13 protein-coding genes are annotated in these 15,086 nt (G+C 75.4%); 10 read left to right on the forward strand and 3 right to left on the reverse strand.

Features of this window, described 5'->3' with window-relative positions:
• Positions 1-64 precede the first annotated feature (64 nt).
• The 3 genes from BJP25_RS09505 (at position 65) to BJP25_RS09515 (ending at position 2,565) form a co-directional block, all read left to right on the forward strand.
• Entirely contained in the window at positions 65-1,282 is a 1,218-nt protein-coding gene (locus BJP25_RS09505; RefSeq protein WP_075974786.1) for an MFS transporter, read from the forward strand.
• 72 nt (positions 1,283-1,354) lie between these two features.
• Positions 1,355-1,723, forward strand: coding sequence for a hypothetical protein (locus BJP25_RS09510; RefSeq protein ID WP_075974465.1), 369 nt, complete (start codon positions 1,355-1,357; stop codon positions 1,721-1,723).
• Positions 1,720-2,565 carry a hypothetical protein gene (locus BJP25_RS09515; RefSeq protein ID WP_075974466.1) on the forward strand — a complete coding sequence of 282 codons (846 nt, stop codon included), beginning with the start codon at positions 1,720-1,722 and terminating at the stop codon, positions 2,563-2,565. The genes BJP25_RS09510 and BJP25_RS09515 overlap by 4 nt, the downstream gene beginning before the upstream one ends.
• 84 nt (positions 2,566-2,649) lie before the next feature.
• Here BJP25_RS09515 and BJP25_RS09520 read toward each other — a convergent pair whose 3' ends face one another.
• Positions 2,650-3,216, reverse strand: a complete 567-nt coding sequence (locus tag BJP25_RS09520) for a DUF998 domain-containing protein (RefSeq protein ID WP_075974467.1) — start codon at positions 3,214-3,216, stop codon at positions 2,650-2,652.
• A 136-nt stretch (positions 3,217-3,352) separates the two neighbouring features.
• Here BJP25_RS09520 and BJP25_RS09525 point away from each other — a divergent pair, with 136 nt between their 5' ends.
• The 3 genes from BJP25_RS09525 to BJP25_RS09535 are packed head-to-tail and all read left to right on the forward strand — an operon-like array spanning position 3,353 to position 6,784.
• A complete protein-coding gene (locus BJP25_RS09525; RefSeq protein WP_075974468.1) occupies positions 3,353-3,673 on the forward strand; it encodes a YciI family protein in 321 nt (106 codons plus the stop codon).
• A 13-nt stretch (positions 3,674-3,686) separates the two neighbouring features.
• The gene (locus BJP25_RS09530; RefSeq protein ID WP_075974469.1) at positions 3,687-5,636 is read left to right on the forward strand and encodes an RNA polymerase sigma factor; all 1,950 of its coding nucleotides are present in this window, start codon (positions 3,687-3,689) and stop codon (positions 5,634-5,636) included.
• Positions 5,633-6,784 (forward strand): alpha/beta hydrolase family protein, encoded by a 1,152-nt coding sequence (locus BJP25_RS09535; protein WP_075974470.1) that lies wholly within the window; start codon positions 5,633-5,635, stop codon positions 6,782-6,784. Before BJP25_RS09530 ends, BJP25_RS09535 begins: the two co-directional genes overlap by 4 nt.
• A 12-nt stretch (positions 6,785-6,796) precedes the next feature.
• On the opposite strand, the gene BJP25_RS09540 is transcribed toward BJP25_RS09535, so the two are convergent.
• Positions 6,797-7,951, reverse strand: coding sequence for a hypothetical protein (locus BJP25_RS09540; RefSeq protein WP_075974471.1), 1,155 nt, complete (start codon positions 7,949-7,951; stop codon positions 6,797-6,799).
• Between the two features lie 205 nt (positions 7,952-8,156).
• Between BJP25_RS09540 and BJP25_RS09545 the strand changes: the two genes are divergently transcribed.
• The gene (locus tag BJP25_RS09545) at positions 8,157-9,356 is read left to right on the forward strand and encodes a serine/threonine-protein kinase (protein WP_233157980.1); all 1,200 of its coding nucleotides are present in this window, start codon (positions 8,157-8,159) and stop codon (positions 9,354-9,356) included.
• Here BJP25_RS09545 and BJP25_RS09550 read toward each other — a convergent pair whose 3' ends face one another.
• Positions 9,357-10,175, reverse strand: coding sequence for a helix-turn-helix transcriptional regulator (locus BJP25_RS09550; protein WP_075974473.1), 819 nt, complete (start codon positions 10,173-10,175; stop codon positions 9,357-9,359).
• Between the two features lie 122 nt (positions 10,176-10,297).
• Between BJP25_RS09550 and BJP25_RS09555 the strand changes: the two genes are divergently transcribed.
• From BJP25_RS09555 to BJP25_RS09565, 3 genes are all read left to right on the forward strand, one after another.
• Positions 10,298-11,359, forward strand: a complete 1,062-nt coding sequence (locus tag BJP25_RS09555) for an NAD(P)-dependent alcohol dehydrogenase (protein WP_075974474.1) — start codon at positions 10,298-10,300, stop codon at positions 11,357-11,359.
• A 41-nt stretch (positions 11,360-11,400) separates the two neighbouring features.
• Complete coding sequence (locus tag BJP25_RS09560) at positions 11,401-14,550, forward strand: acetyl-CoA carboxylase family protein (protein WP_075974475.1); 3,150 nt, start codon at positions 11,401-11,403, stop codon at positions 14,548-14,550.
• A 92-nt stretch (positions 14,551-14,642) separates the two neighbouring features.
• Entirely contained in the window at positions 14,643-15,068 is a 426-nt protein-coding gene (locus BJP25_RS09565) for an OsmC family peroxiredoxin (protein ID WP_075974476.1), read from the forward strand.
• Positions 15,069-15,086: the final 18 nt, after the last annotated feature.

The following is a 15,086-nucleotide window of genomic DNA, read 5'->3' on the forward strand; positions in this document are numbered from 1 at the left end:
TGCATGCAGATCCGCCGGTTCCCACATTGGACGCATGACCGCTGATGGGGGGAGGGTGTTCGGCGTGACAGCGCTCCTGGAGTCCCCCGCAGACCTCGGGCACAAGCCCGGCAGCCGCCCCTACCGCCGCGTGCTCGGCGCGCTGTTCGCCGCCGGGGTGGCCACCTTCGCCCTGATGTACAGCACGCAGGCGCTGCTGCCCGAGTTCGCCGCCGCGTTCGGCGTCTCCAGCGCGCAGAGCACCCTCGCCCAGTCGCTGACCACCGTCGGCCTCGGCGTCGCGCTGCTGGTCGCGGGCCCGGTGTCGGACGTCGTCGGCCGGACCCGGCTGATCCACCTGTCGCTGGCCGCCTCCGCCGCCGTGGCCGCCGCGTGCGCGATCGCCCCGAACTGGGGGACGCTGCTGGTGCTGCGGCTGCTGCAAGGGGTGGCGCTCGCGGGGCTGCCCGCGGTGGCCACCGCCTACCTGCGCGAGGAACTGCACCCGGACAGCCACGCCAGGGCGGCGGGGCTCTACGTCGGCGGCACCGCGCTCGGCGGCATGGCGGGCAGGCTCGTCACCGGCTACTTCGGCGAGGTCGCGGGCTGGCGGTGGGCGCTCGGCGCCGCGGCGGCCCTCGGGGTGGCGTGCGCGGTGGTGGTGGCCGTCCTGCTGCCCGCGTCGCGCCGCTTCGTCCCCGCTCCGACCGCGCCGCGCTCGCTGGCGCGGATGGCCCGCCTCGCCCTCACCGACCGGCGCCTGCTGGCCCTCTACGGCATCGGGATGGGCGCCTCGGGGGCGTTCGTCGGGGTGTTCAACGCGCTCGGCTTCCGGCTCACCAGCGCCCCCTTCGACCTCGGGCTGGGCGCGACCAGCCTGGTGTTCCTCGTCTACGTCCTGGGCAGCTTCGCCAGCACCGGCGCGGGCCGCCTCGCGGACGCCCTCGGCCGCCGCCGCGTCCTGCCGCCCGCCGCGCTGCTGGCCGTCGCTGGGGTGGCGCTGACGCTGAGCTCGTCGCTGCCGCTGACCATCGCGGGCGTCGCCGTGCTGACGGCGGGCTTCTTCGGCGTGCACTCGGTGGCGAGCGGCTGGGTGCCCGCCCGCGCGCACGCCGCGGGCACCACCACGGCGCAGGCCGCCTCGCTCTACCTGTTCGCCTACTACGCGGGCTCGTCGGTGTTCGGCAGCCTCGCGGGCCAGGTGTGGACGACCTGGGCGTGGCCCGGTGTGGTGGTCATGTCCGCGGCCCTGCTGCTCGTCGTCGGCGGCCTCGGCCTGGGGTTGCGCCGCCCGGCAAGGTGAAACGACCTCCCCTTCCCCGGTCGCGGCGGTATCTTCGCGATCGGCTTCTCGACCACCGGAGGAGGGGGACGGGTGGAGGCACCCAACGCCGAGCAGCGCGCCCTCGCGGCGTTCTGCGGATCGCTGCCGCGGCTGCGCGAGCAGGCCGCGGCCGGGTACTGGGCGGACCGGCTGGACATGCACGTCGAGGAGGTCGAGGCGGGTGGCTCCGCGCTGGCCGCCTGCGCCGAGCTGGGCCTGGTCACCGACGAGCGCGGCTACACCATGCGCGGCGACGGCAACCTCGCCGCCGCCTCCGTCGACTGGTTGCGCGCGGCCAGCGTCGTCGGCGACTACGGCTGCCCGCTGGGCCGCTGCGCCCGCCGCGCGACCCGCGACGACGCGGGCAGGCCGCCCCGCTGCGACCTCACCGGCGAGCGGATGCGGTTCCGCTCGGCATGACCACCCTGATCAGCGAGCTGACCAAGCGGCTGCCGGACCGCTGGCTCGCGGGCGCGCTGGGCCCCGGCCTGCTCTGGCTGGTGCTCGCCGTCGTCGCGGGCGCCCTCGGCCACGGCCGCCCCTTCGACACCCGGCGGGTGGCGGACCTGGCCCAGCGGGCGGGCGAGCTGATCAACCGCAGGCCCGCGGAGGCCGTCGTCCTCGGCGCGCTGGGGATCGCCGCGGCCCTGCTGATGAGCGCGCTCGCCCGGGTGTTCGGCTCGGCCGCCCGAGCCGTCTGGCACGGCCGGTGGCGCGGTCCGGCCGCCCCGGCCGGTCGGTGGTGGGCGGGGGTCCGGGCCCGGCGCGCGGCCCGGTCGCTGACCCGCGCGGGCACCACCCTGCCGAAGGCGTACCTGCCCACCACGCCGACGTGGATCGGTGACCGCCTCCAGCTCGCGGACACCCGGGTGGACGCCCAGTACGGGCTGTCCCTGGCCCTGGTGTGGCCGCGGCTGTGGCAGGTGCTCGACGCCGACACCCGCGCGCTGGTGCAGCAGGCCAGGGCCCGCGTCGACCTCGCGAGCACGCTCGCGGGCTGGTCGGTGTGCGTGCTGGCGCTGTCCGCGCTCTGGTGGCCCGCGGCCGTCGCCGGGGTGGTGCTGCTGGTGGCTTCCTGGCAGCGCGCCCGCACAGCCGCGGACGTGTTCGCCGCGACCGTGGAGTCCACTGTGGATGTCCATCACCGGGCGCTCGCCACCGCACTGGGCTTCTCCCTGGTCGAGGGAGAACCGCTGTCCCCGGAGGCCGCCGACGCCATCAACGACCAGTTGGACAAGGGTGCCACACCGCAGCCGCGCTAACGCGTGTTCCACAAGCCCGCCACCCAACAGGCACGAAGACGAACGAGCTGATCCCGTCCCCTCCGGTGGGGCAGGCCCCAGTGCTCAGACCCGCGCCGCGACGGTGGAAACCCACAGCATCGAGGCCGCCGCGCCGACGGCGATGGTGACCGACCCCCACGCGCCACCGGACATCGCCCACAGGTCACCCAACGCCATCGCCGCCCCGGCCACGACCGACAGCGCCGCGCTCCCACGCGCACCCGCCCGGCGGAACCGCCGCGCCAGGATGAAGCACGTGGCCGCCAGCGAGGCGAAAGACGCCGTCCCGGCCGCCATGTGCAGGTAGCTGTGCCAGGTCAGCACGGTGCCCGCGTCCATCGGGAACACCCCCGCGGCCGCCAACCCGACCCCGTTGACGCGCATCAGCCGCACCGGCCACACCCCGGGCAGGGCGGACGCTCCCAGGAACGTCAACACCCCCGCGACCAGGAAGTTCAGCACCTGCACCCACCCCGCGGGGCCGAGGCTGAGCATGCTCAGCGGTGCGGTGCCCAGGTCGAACCCGTCGCGCGTCGCCGCCTGGGCGAACGACACCGCCACCCAGAGCGGTCCCGCGGCCGTCAGCAGGTGGGCCGGGGTGAGGCGAGCGGGGGAGAGGGTGGCGGTCATCGTCTGCTCCTTCGGGGGTCTGGACTGCTTGCACCCCACGTCGGTGCCGAGCTGCGACAGGGAATCACTCCATTCCCTGTCGGATAGGCTGCGCGACGTCTGGGCGAGAGCAGTTCCGATCCACCGAGGAGCGACCATGCAGTTCCTGATGACGATGAAGCCCACCGACGCCGCCCCGGACGAGGACCTGATCGTCCGGATGGGCGAGTTCATCGCGGAGGTCACCGCGGCGGGCGTGCTCATCGCCACCGGTGGGCTGGAGCCCGGCGGCACGGTGGTCACCTCCGCGGGCGACGAGGTGACCGTCACCGACGGGCCGTTCACCGAGGCCAAGGAGGCCATCGCCGGGTTCGCGCTGGTCGAGTGCGCCGACCGGGAGCAGGCCATCGAGCTGACCACGCGGTTCCGCAGGATCGTGGGCGACGGCGAGAGCCGCGTCCAGCAGGTCTTCGCCTGAGCCGAGCCGACCGGTGACCGACCCCGCGCGCGTCCTCCAGGCGGTCTGGGCGCAGGAGTCCGCCCGGGTCGTCGGCGCGCTCGTGCGGGTGGTGCGCGACGTCGGGCTGGCCGAGGAGCTGGCCCAGGACGCGCTGGAGTCCGCCCTGCGCCAGTGGCCGGAGGGGGGCGTGCCGGACAACCCCGGCGCCTGGCTCGTCGCGGTGGCCAAGCGCCGGGCGGTCGACCACCTGCGCCGCGCAGGCCGCGACGAGCGGGCCGCCGCGCGCGTGGCCGAGCGGCCGGAGCACGTCGACACCTCCGACGACGTGCTCCGGCTGGTGTTCCTGACCTGCCACCCCGCCCTGCCCGCCGCCGCCCGCGTGGCGCTGACCCTGCGGCTGGTCGCGGGCTTGACCACCGCCGAGATCGCCCGCGCGCACCTGGTCCCCGAACCCCTGGTCACCCAGCGCGTCGCCGACGCCAAGCGCACCCTGGCGGGCGTCGGCGTCGAGCTGCCCGAGGGCGACGAGCTGCGCACCCGGCTGGCGTCGGTGCTGGAGGTCGTCTACCTCGTGTTCAACGAGGGCTACTCCGCCACGGCGGGCGACGACCTGCTGCGGCCTGCGCTCTGCGCCCAAGCCCTGCGCCTGGGCGGGCTGCTCGCGGAACTCGCGCCGCACGAGGCGGAGGTGCACGGCCTCGTCGCCCTCATGCACGTCCAGCAGTCCCGGGCCGCCGCCCGCACCGGCCCGCGCGGCGAACCCGTGCGCCTGCACGAGCAGGACCGGGCGCTGTGGGACCCGCTGTCGATCCGCGCGGGCTTCGCCGCGATGCTGCGGGCGCGCGCGGCGGGCGGCGCCCCCGGGCCGTACGTGCTGCAAGCGGCGATCGCGGTGTGCCACGCCCAGGCCGCGTCGGCCGAAACGACCGACTGGGCCCGCATCGCCGCCCTCTACGAGGCGTTGGCGGTGCTGCTGCCGACACCGGTGGTGCGGCTCAACCACGCGGTCGCGGTGAGCCGCGCGGTGGGGCCGGAGGCGGCGCTGGCCCTGGTCGACCCGCTCACCCGCGACCCGGGTCTGCGGGACTACCACCTGCTGCCCAGCGTGCGCGGCGACCTGCTGCTCTCGCTCGGGCGCGGAGCCGAGGCCAGGGTGGAGCTGGAGCGCGCGGCCGGTCTGACCCGCAACCAGGCGGAGCGCGCCTTCCTGCTGCGCCGCGCCGCCGACCTGCCCGCCTCCGGTGCCCGCACGTTCGGTGCGGCGTGCGCGGAGTTCCTGGCGCAGGCGGGCGTGCGGCCGTCCACTGTGCGCTCGTACCGGCAGACCTTGGACCGCCTCCGGCGCGCGCTCGGGGACGGGGTGGCTCTGTCCGATGTGGATGCCGCACGGGTCGCGGCGGCCTTCGCGGCGTGGGACTCGGCCGCTGCGAGGACGTGGAACCGCCACCGCGCGGCACTGCGCTCGTTCGCGGTGTGGGCCGGGGTGGACTGGCACGAGGTCGTGCCGTTCCGCGACGAGCCACCGGTGGTGGTCCGGGAGGTGGACCTCGCCGCGCTGTGGGCGCTGGACGTCCCGGTGCGGGAGAAGGCGTTGTGGCGCTTGCTGCACGAGTCGGGCGCACCCGTTTCCGCGGTGCTGGGGTTGAACGTGCAGGACCTGGACCAGGACGACCGCCGCGCCCACTCCGGCGACCGGTGGATCAGTTGGCGCGCAGGCACCGCCGCCCTGCTCCCCGAGCTGATCGGTGACCGCGTCCACGGCCCGCTGTTCCTGACCGATCGCCGCGCCACCCGTCCCGGGCCCCTTGAGGACGTGTGCCCGGTGTCCGGTCGCCACCGGTTGTCCTACGAACGCGCCGAATACCTGTTCAAGCAAGCCACGCGGCCCCTGGACCCGGATGGGCGCGGCTATACCCTGACAAACCTCAAACCGAAGTCTTACAGAAAAGCATCCGGACCCGTGGCACAGTCGAAGGCATGAACGTCTGCACCGAACGCCGGGTGGGGGCCGCGGTCGGGGCGTTGCTCGCCGCGCTCCTGCTCGTCTCCTGCGCCAACACCACGTCCGCCACATCCACCACGCCTGCCGCGTCCGCTACGTCCGCCACCGCGCCGACCAGCCACCCCAGCGGCGCGGAGGTGCTCATCAGCGCCGCGACGGTGCCGACCCCGGCAGGGCTCCCGGAGGGCACACGGGTCGACCGCATCACCTACCGCTCGACCTCGCCCACAGGCCAACCGATCACCGTCAGCGGCGTGACCCTCGTCCCCGCCCGACCCGCGCCGGGCAGGCCCGTCCTGGCCTGGGCGCACGGCACGACCGGCATCGGGGACGCCTGCGCCCCCTCCGCGGACCCGCGGCTCGCCGGGTACGAGGACCTGTTCAGCGCGTTCCTGGGGCAGGGCTACGCCATCACCGCCACCGACTACGAGGGCCTGGGCACCCCGGGCGACCACCCGTACCTGATCACCGCGTCGGCCGGGCGTTCCGTGGTGGACTCCGTGCAGGCCCTGCGGGACCTGCGCCCGGAGCTCGGTGACCGGTGGGTCGCCATCGGCCACTCCCAGGGCGGGCACGCCGCGCTGGCCGCCGCCGAGATCGGTGGTCCGGGGCTCGTCGGCGCCGTCGCTTACGCGCCCGCCCCGAACATGACCGACAACGTCGACTCCCTCGCGCAGGCGGTCCCCGCTGAGCAGGCGCTCTACACGATGATGCTGGTCGGCCTGCGCAGCCAGCACCCCGACCTCGACTACGGCGACTACCTGGGGTCGCGGGCGCAGCAGTTGGTCGAGCCCGCCCGGACGGAGTGCATCGACGCCTTGGTGGGGACGTTCAGCAAGGCCAACCTGCCCGGCAGCGAGTACCAGCCGCGCAGCGCGGAGGCGGCCGAGCGGTTGCGCGGCTGGTTCGCCGCCAACGAGCTCGCCCGCCGCCCCACCGCGGTGCCGGTCCTGGTCGCCCAGGGCGACGCGGACGAGGTGGTGCTGCCGGAGTACACCGACGCGCTGGTCAAGCAGGCCAGGGCCCAGGGCTCGGCGGTCGACCTGCGCACCTACCCCGGCGCCAGCCACGGCGGGGTGCTCCAGGCCTCGGCCCGGGACGTGGCGCAGTGGCTGGGCGAGCGGTGACCCCGGTGCCGGTCAGAGCCTGCCTGCGGGGAGTCGACCGGCCTCGAACGCGGCGACCTGCTCCGGGGTGAACGGCGGGGTGAACAGGGTCTCGGCCACCGCGTAGCAGCGGAACATGTCCGCGATGTAGTGCATCCGGTCCGGCAGGTCCGCCCAGTCGGCCGCCGCCGTGCCGACCAGGCTGTCCGGCGTGGGGTCGACCTGGCCGAGCAGGGCCAGCAGGTCGGGGTTGGTCAGCTCGCGCAGCTCCGCCGGGTAGGCGGCCGTGAGGTCGTCGCTGAGGTCCAGGGCGGAGTCGTCCGGCAGGGCCAGCGCCATCAGCACCGTGGTGATCGCGCGCCGGGTGACCAGCCTGGCGACCTCGGCCACGGCGCCGACCACCACGCCCAGCAGGGGCGTCCTGTCGAGCACCGGGCGCAGCAGCGGCAGGCGCTCCAGCAGGTCGCGCTCGACCTCGCGCGGGTCGAGCACGGGGGCGTTGAGGGCGTCGGCGATCTCCGGCTGCAAGCGGGTCTGCTCGTGCAGGCCGATCAGCACGTTGCCCAGCAGCAGGAGCTCGGCGCGGTCCTTCGGGTCGGCGGTGAAGCGGGCGCGGTAGTAGGCGGCGAACGCCCGGCGCAGGTACTCCTGCCCCGATGGCGGCGGGCCCGCCCGCAGGGTCGCGAGGAAGGCGCCGATCCGCTGCTCGTCGAACTCCTCCTCGTCGGTGAAGGCGTCGAGGAACTGGGCCACCTCGTGCGCGATCTCCGCGAAGACCTTCAGGTTGCCGCGCGCCCCCGCCTCGCTGGCCGCGTCGAGGCGGGCCAGCGTGGCGATGGAGCGGTGCACGAGCCGCTCGACGCCCGTGCGCGCCTCGGCGGGCAGCGCCCGCCGAGCCAGCCCCGCGACCGCCCTGGCCAGCGCGGGGGAGGTGGCGAGCACCCGCTCGACGAACCGGCGCGCGTCCTCCTGCCGGATCGTCTGGCCGACCTGCTTGGACGCCCACACCGCGAAGGTGCACCAGTTGGCCGCGGCCCCGGTGAACCGGGACAGCGCCGTGGACAGCTCGTGGTAGCAGTGCGTGATCGCGAGGTTGCGCAGCACCGGGTCCGCGACGGCCGCGATGCGCGCCACCTGGGCCGGGGACGGCACCGGGCGGGTGGTGACCTGCTCGGCCGTGAGCGCCATCGGGCGTGCTCCCTTCGATTCGGAAATCCGCTGGTGGAATCGTGGATTACCGGGCCGGTGTCAGGGGTAACCGCCGATTCGGCGGGCGCGCCCGGGCCCCGCTACCACCGAGGCAGGACGAGGACCCCTTGACATCCCCCACTGGGATGTCACCCGAGCGGGTACTGTGGACGGGCCTTGGCGACATCGCGAGGAGGCGGTGGGTGTGGAACTGGTGGCGGGGCGGTACCGGTTGGTCGAACCGCTGGGCGTCGGCTCGACCGCCGACGTCCACCTCGCGCACGACACCCTGCTGGACCGGCCGGTGGCGTTGAAGCTGCTCACCGGCACCGCGGAGATCGCCGACCCGCGCCGGTTCGCCAACGAGGTGCGGGCGCTGTCGGGGCTGTCGCACCCGAACCTGGTGCAGGTGCTCGACGCGGGCACCGACGGGCGCACCCCGTACGTCGTGCTCAGCCTGGTGCGCGGTCGCACCCTGTCCTCCCGCCTGGTCGAGGAGGGGCGGCTGGAGGTGGCCGAGGTCCGCCACCTCGGCGCGCTGCTGGCGGACGTGCTCGCCCACGTGCACGAGCGCGGGGTGGTCCACCGCGACGTCAAGCCGTCGAACATCCTGCTCGACCACGACGAGCAGCCGCACCTGGCCGACTTCGGGCTGGCCCTGCTCACCGGCGGCACCCGCTTCACGCGCAGTGACCGGATGGTGGGCACCGCCGCCTACCTCTCGCCCGAGCAGGTGCGCGGCGACCAGGTCGGGCCGGTCGCCGACGTCTACGCCCTGGGCCTGGTGCTGCTGGAGTGCCTGACCGGCAAGCGCGAGTACCCGGGCAGCGAGGTCGAGACCGCGGTCGCCCGCCTGCACCGCCCGCCCCAGGTGCCCGACGACCTCCCGCCCGACCTCGTCCGGCTGCTGACCCTGATGACCTCGCTGACCCCGCGCCGCCGGCCGTCGGCGGCCGACTGCGCCCGGGCCCTGCGCACCCCGACGGCCATCCTCGTCGTCCCGCAGCGCGAGCGCCGCAAGCGCACCCCCCTCGTCGCCGCGGGCCTCGGCCTCGTCGCGGCGGTCGCGACCACGGCCGCGGTCCTGGGCAGCACCACCTCCCAGGGCACCGCACCACCCGCCGCGGAGACCCCCGCCACCTCCGTCCCCGCGGGCACCGACTCCGCCGCCCCGACCGCGACGACGGGTCAGGTCGAGCAGGCCGCGGTCGTCCCCACCCAGACCACCACCGACGACCAGCGCGGCCGCGGTGGGCCCGGCGCCGACCCCAAGGTCAAGCAGGCGGGTCCGGGCCCCGCTGCGGCGGGCCCGGCCGCGGACAACCCCAACAAGGGCAAGGGCGTCAACAGCGGCAAGCCCGCCGAGAAGAAGCCCGAGAAGGTCCCCGCCCCCGGCAAGGGCTGATCAGCGCCTGCGGGCGGTGGTGGCCAGCAGGGCCAGGGACTGCTCGTCGCGGCTGCCCGGCTTGGCGTGCAGGACGGTCAGCACCTGGCCGTCGGCCAGCGGCATCGCGTGGAAGCGCAGGCTCAGCACGCCGACCTCCGGGTGGCGCATCCGCTTGGACCCGGCGGTGGTGGTGTGCACGTCGTGGCGCGCCCAGAGGTCGCGGAACTCCTGGCTGTGCAGGGACAGGTCCCCGATGAGGGTGGTCAACTCCGGGTCGTGGGTGTCGGTGCCGATGCGGGCCCGGAAGTTGGCGACCGTCTCCGCCGCCGCGTGCTCCCGGTCGACGTGGTGGTCCTCAGCGGCGCCGTCGAGGAACAGCGAGCGCAGCAGGTTGGTGCCCGGGGTGTAGCAGGGGGCCAGCTCGCAGGCCAGGGCGTTCGCCCCGACGACGGTCATCCGCCGGTTCGTCACCGTCGCGGGGGTCATCGTCCAGGCGTCCAGCATCTCCTGCACCAGGTCGGTGACGCGCTCGGTGGTGCGCGCCGCGCCGCCGGGGGCCGGGCGGGCGAGCGCGTACAGGTGCTCGACCAGCTCACCCTCCAGCCGCAGGGCGCGGGCCAGCGAGTCCAGCACGCTGTCGGAGGGCCGGTGGCCGCGCCCCTGCTCCAGGCGGACGTAGTAGTCGGCGCTGACCCCGGCGAGCATCGCCAGCTCCTCGCGGCGCAGGCCCTCCACCCGGCGGCGGGTGTCGGAGGTCGCCTCGGGCAGACCCACGTCCTGCGGCCGGACCAAGGCCCGGCGGGCGCGGAGGAACTCGGCGAGCGCGGCGTTGTCCACGTCCCGACCGTACGCGGGCGGTGCCGGGCGAGGGTGGCCCTGCGGTTCCCAGGCTCGCGCCACCGATGGTGCGCCATCCGGCCCGGCGGCAGGGTCGGTCGTGTTCGGACGGACCGACCGGGATGGAGTTGGACGTGCAGCAGGGCCGGATGACGACGGGGTGGGCGGCGCAGGCACCGGGTGAGCCGCTGCGGCCGTGGCGGTTCGCCCGCCGCGAGCTGCGGCCGACGGACGTGGCGGTACGGGTGACCCACGCGGGGGTGTGCTTCACCGACCTCGACCACGTGCGCCCCGAGCCGGGGCAGGAGCGCCCGGAGCTGTTCCCCCTGGTGCCGGGGCACGAGATCGTCGGGGAGGTCACCGAGGTGGGGTCCGCGGTGGACCGCTTCGCCGCGGGCGACGCCGTGTGCGTGGGCAACATCGTCGACTCCTGCGGGCGCTGTCCGGCCTGCCTCGGCGGTGACCAGGAGTTCTGCCGCGAGTTCCCCACCCTCACCTACGGCGGCCACGACCGGGTGGACGGGTCGATGACCCAGGGCGGGTTCGCCGACGAGTACGTCGTCGACCAGGCGTTCGCCTACCACCGCCCGGCCGCGCTCGACCCCGCCGCCGTGGCGCCGCTGATGTGCGCCGGGGTCACCTGCTGGGTGCCGCTGCGCACCTGGGGCGTCGAGGCGGGGCAGACCGTGGGCGTGATCGGCATCGGCGGCCTCGGCCACCTCGCTGTCAAGCTGGCCAAGGGGCTGGGCGCCGAGGTCGTGGCGTTCACGTCGTCGCCCGGCAAGGCCGCCGCGGCCCTGGAGCTGGGCGCGGACGAGGTGGTGGTGTCCTCCGACGAAGAGGCCGTGGCGGCCCAGCGGGAGCGGTTCGACCTCATCCTCGACACCGTGCCGCGCCCGCACGACCTCTCCCCGTACCTGACCGCGCTGCGCTTCGACCGCACGCTCTGCTCGCTGGGCATCCAGTCACCCATGCTGTTCGACCCGCAGGCGCTGCGGTTCGGCCGCAAGCGGCTCGCGGGCGCGGGGTCCGGCGGCATCGCCGCGACCCGGGAGCTGCTGGACTTCTGCGGTGAGCGGGGCATCGGCGCCGAGGTGGAGGTGCTGCCCGCGGCCGAGGTGGGCACCGCGCTCGACCGGCTCGCCGCCAACGACGTGCGGTACAGGTTCGTGCTGCGGATGTGAGCCGCGGCGCCCGGCGGGCGCGCTGTGCGACGATCGCCCGCATGGGTGAGAGCCGGGCGAGGGTGCTGGTGGCCAACCGCGGGGAGATCGCCGTCCGGGTCGCCCGGGCCGCCGCGTCGATCGGGGTGGGCAGCGTCGCGGTCTTCACCGGCGACGACCGCGACGCCCGGCACACCCGCGTCGCCGACGAGGCGCACCCGGTGCCCGACTACCTCGACGTGGACGCCCTGCTGGCGGTGGCCGAGCGGTCCGGGGCGGGGCTGGTCCACCCCGGGTACGGCTTCCTTAGCGAGAGCGCGGAGTTCGCCCAGCGCTGCGCCGACGCCGGGCTGGTGTTCGCGGGCCCGGCGCCGCGGGTGCTGCGGCTGCTCGGGGACAAGGCGCGGGCCCGGGAGCTGGCGGCCGGGCTCGGCGTCCCCGTCCTGCCCGCCACCCCGGGCGGTGTCGACCCGCGGGAGGCCGCCGGGTTCGCCGCGGGCGGCAGCGTCGTCGTCAAGGCCGTGGCCGGGGGCGGCGGGCGCGGGATGCGGGTCGTCCACCCCGGGGAGGACCTGGCCTTCGCCATGGACCGGTGCCGCTCGGAGGCCGAGCGGGCCTTCGGCGGCGGTGAGCTGTACCTGGAGCGCTACCTGCCCGACGCCCGACACGTCGAGGTGCAGGTGGTGGGCGACGGGCGCGACGTGGTGCACGTGGGGGACCGGGAGTGCTCGGTGCAGCGGCGGCACCAGAAGCTCATCGAGGTCGCGCCGTGCACCACCGTCCCCGACGACGTGCGCGAGCAGCTGTTCGACGCCGCCCTGCGCATCGCCGGCGAGACCGCCTACTCGGGCCTGGGCACGGTGGAGTTCCTGGTGGCGGGCCGGGAATGGTACTTCCTGGAGGTCAACCCGCGCGTGCAGGTCGAGCACACCGTGACCGAGGCGGTGACCGGGCTGGACCTGGTGGCCGCGCAGCTCGGGATCGCGCTCGGCGGCTCGCTCGCCGACGTCGGCGTCACCCCGGTGCCGCCGCCGCGGGGGCTGGCGGTGCAGTGCCGGGTGAACCTGGAGGAACCGCAGGCGGACGGCTCCGCGCGCGCCACCAGCGGCGTCCTGGACGAGTTCGAGGTGCCCACCGGCCCCGGGGTGCGGGTCGACACCGGTGCCCACCGCGGCGCCCGGACGACCGCGCGCTACGACTCCCTGCTGGCCAAGGTGGTCACGCACGTGCCGCACACCGACCTGGCGCGGGCGGCGGACGCGGCGGGCGCCGCGCTCGCGGACTTCCGCGTCGCCGGGCCGGGCACGAACCTGGGGTTCCTGCGCGCGGTGCTGCGCCACCCGGTCTTTTGCGCGGGGCAGTGGACCACCACCACGCTCGACGCGCTCGCCGCCGAGCTGGTGCCGCACGGTGCGAGCGCCGCCTCGGCGGACCTGGTGGCGCCGTTCGCGGGCAGCGTCGTGGACGTGCCCGCCCGGGTCGGCGCGCACGTGGCGGCGGGGCAACCGCTGGTGGTGGTCGAGGCGATGAAGATGGAGCACGTCCTAGTCGCCGGGGTGTCCGGCACGGTGGTGGAGGTGCGGCCCGCGGCGGGGACCGCGGTGGCCGACGGGGACCTGCTCGTCCGCCTCGACGCCGACGACGAGCAGGCCGAGGCCGTCGCCACCGAGGAGGCCGTGGACGTGGCCGCGGTGCGCGCCGACCTCGCGGAGGTGCTGGAGCGGCACCGGGTCGGGTTGGACGAGGCGCGCGGGGAGGCGGTGGCCAGGCGCCACGCCACCGGGCACCGCACGGCCCGGGAGAACGTCGCGGACCTGTGCGACGACGGCACGTTCGTCGAGTACGGGGCGCTGGCCGTCGCCGCGCAGCGGCAGCGCCGCACGGTCGAGGAGCTGATCGCCAAGAGCCCCGCGGACGGCATGGTGACCGGCGTCGGGGAGGTCGGGGGAGTGCGCTGCGCTGTCCTCGCCTACGACTACACCGTCTTCGCGGGCACGCAGGGCGTGATGAACCACCGCAAGACCGATCGGCTGCTCGACCTCGCCGCCGCGCAGCGCTTGCCGGTGGTGCTGTTCGCGGAGGGCGGTGGCGGGCGCCCCGGCGACACCGACACCACGTCGGTGTCCGCGTTGGACGTCCCCACGTTCGCCACGATGGCGCGCCTCAACGGCGTGGTGCCCTCGGTCGGCATCGCCTCCGGGCGCTGCTTCGCGGGCAACGCCGCCCTGCTCGGCTGCTGCGACGTGGTGGTCGCGACCGCCGACGCCACCATCGGCATGGGGGGACCCGCCATGATCGAGGGCGGTGGGCTGGGCGTGTTCGCCCCGGAGGAGGTCGGCCCGGTGGCGGTCCAGGTGCCGAACGGGGTGGTGGACGTGCTGGTCGAGGACGAGGCGGCGGCGGTCGCCGTCGCGAAGCGGTACCTGTCGTACTTCCGCGGCCCCGACCCCACCTGGGAGTGCGCCGACCAGCGCGAGCTGCGCCACGTCGTGCCGGAGAACCGGGTGCGGGCCTACGACGTGCGGCGCGTGCTGCACCTGCTCGCGGACACCGGTTCCGTGCTGGAGCTGCGCCCGTCCTACGGCGTGGGCGTCCTGACGGCGCTGGCCCGCGTGGAGGGGCGCCCGGTGGGGGTCATCGCCAACAACCCCGGGCACCTCGGTGGCGCCATCGACGCGCCCGCGGCGGACAAGGCGGCCCGCTTCCTCCAGCTCTGCGACGCCCACGGCCTGCCCGTGCTGTCGCTGTGCGACACCCCGGGGTTCATGGTCGGCCCCGACGCCGAGCGCACCGCGACCGTCCGGCGCTTCAGCCGCTTGTTCGTCACCGGCGCCAACCTGTCCGTGCCGGTGCTGGGGGTGGTGCTGCGCAAGGCCTACGGCTTGGGCGCGATGGCGATGCTGGGCGGCAGCGTCCACGTCCCCGTCGCGACCCTGGCCTGGCCCACCGGTGAGGTCGGCGGCATGGGCCTGGAAGGCGCGGTGCGCTTGGCGTTCCGGCGCGAGCTGGCGGCCATCGAGGACCCGGCGGCGCGCCAAGAGGCCTACGACGCGATCCTGGCCGAGGCCTACCGGCGCGGGAAGGCGGTGAACGCCGCCTCCGTGCTGGAGCTCGACGACGTCATCGACCCGGCGGACACCCGCCGCTGGATCACCCGGGCGCTCCCGCCCACCGACCGCCCGGCGGCGCCCCGGCGCGTCGACCCGTGGTGAGGTCACCCGATCAGCGCACGCGGCGCGCACCGGTCGCGGGATGACGGTCCACGGTGGATAGTGGCCGCACCCCGACCGAGAGGAGACCGAGCGTGGCCACGACCCGCACCGCGACGACCACCTGGCAGGGCGAGCTGCTCAAGGGCAGCGGGACGGTGACCTTCGACAGCAGCGGCACCGGGACCTTCCCCGTGTCCTGGCCCTCGCGCGCCGAGCAGGCCAACGGCAGGACCAGCCCCGAGGAGCTGATCGCCGCGGCCCACTCGTCCTGCTTCTCCATGGCGCTCGCCCACGGCCTGACCGGCGCCGGGACGCCGCCGACCGAGCTGCGGGTGAGCGCGGAGGTGGCGTTCCAGCCGGGGACCGGCATCACGGGGATCCACCTCACCGCGCGCGGGTCCGTCCCCGGGGTGGACGCGGACGGCTTCGCCAAGGCCGTGGACGAGGCGAAGGCCCACTGCCCGGTCAGCGTGGCGCTCGCCGGGACGACGATCACCGCCTCGGCCGAGCTGGTGTGACCACCGACCCCCGGCCTC

The sequence above is a fragment of the Actinokineospora bangkokensis genome (assembly GCF_001940455.1).
GTDB lineage: Bacteria > Actinomycetota > Actinomycetes > Mycobacteriales > Pseudonocardiaceae > Actinokineospora > Actinokineospora bangkokensis.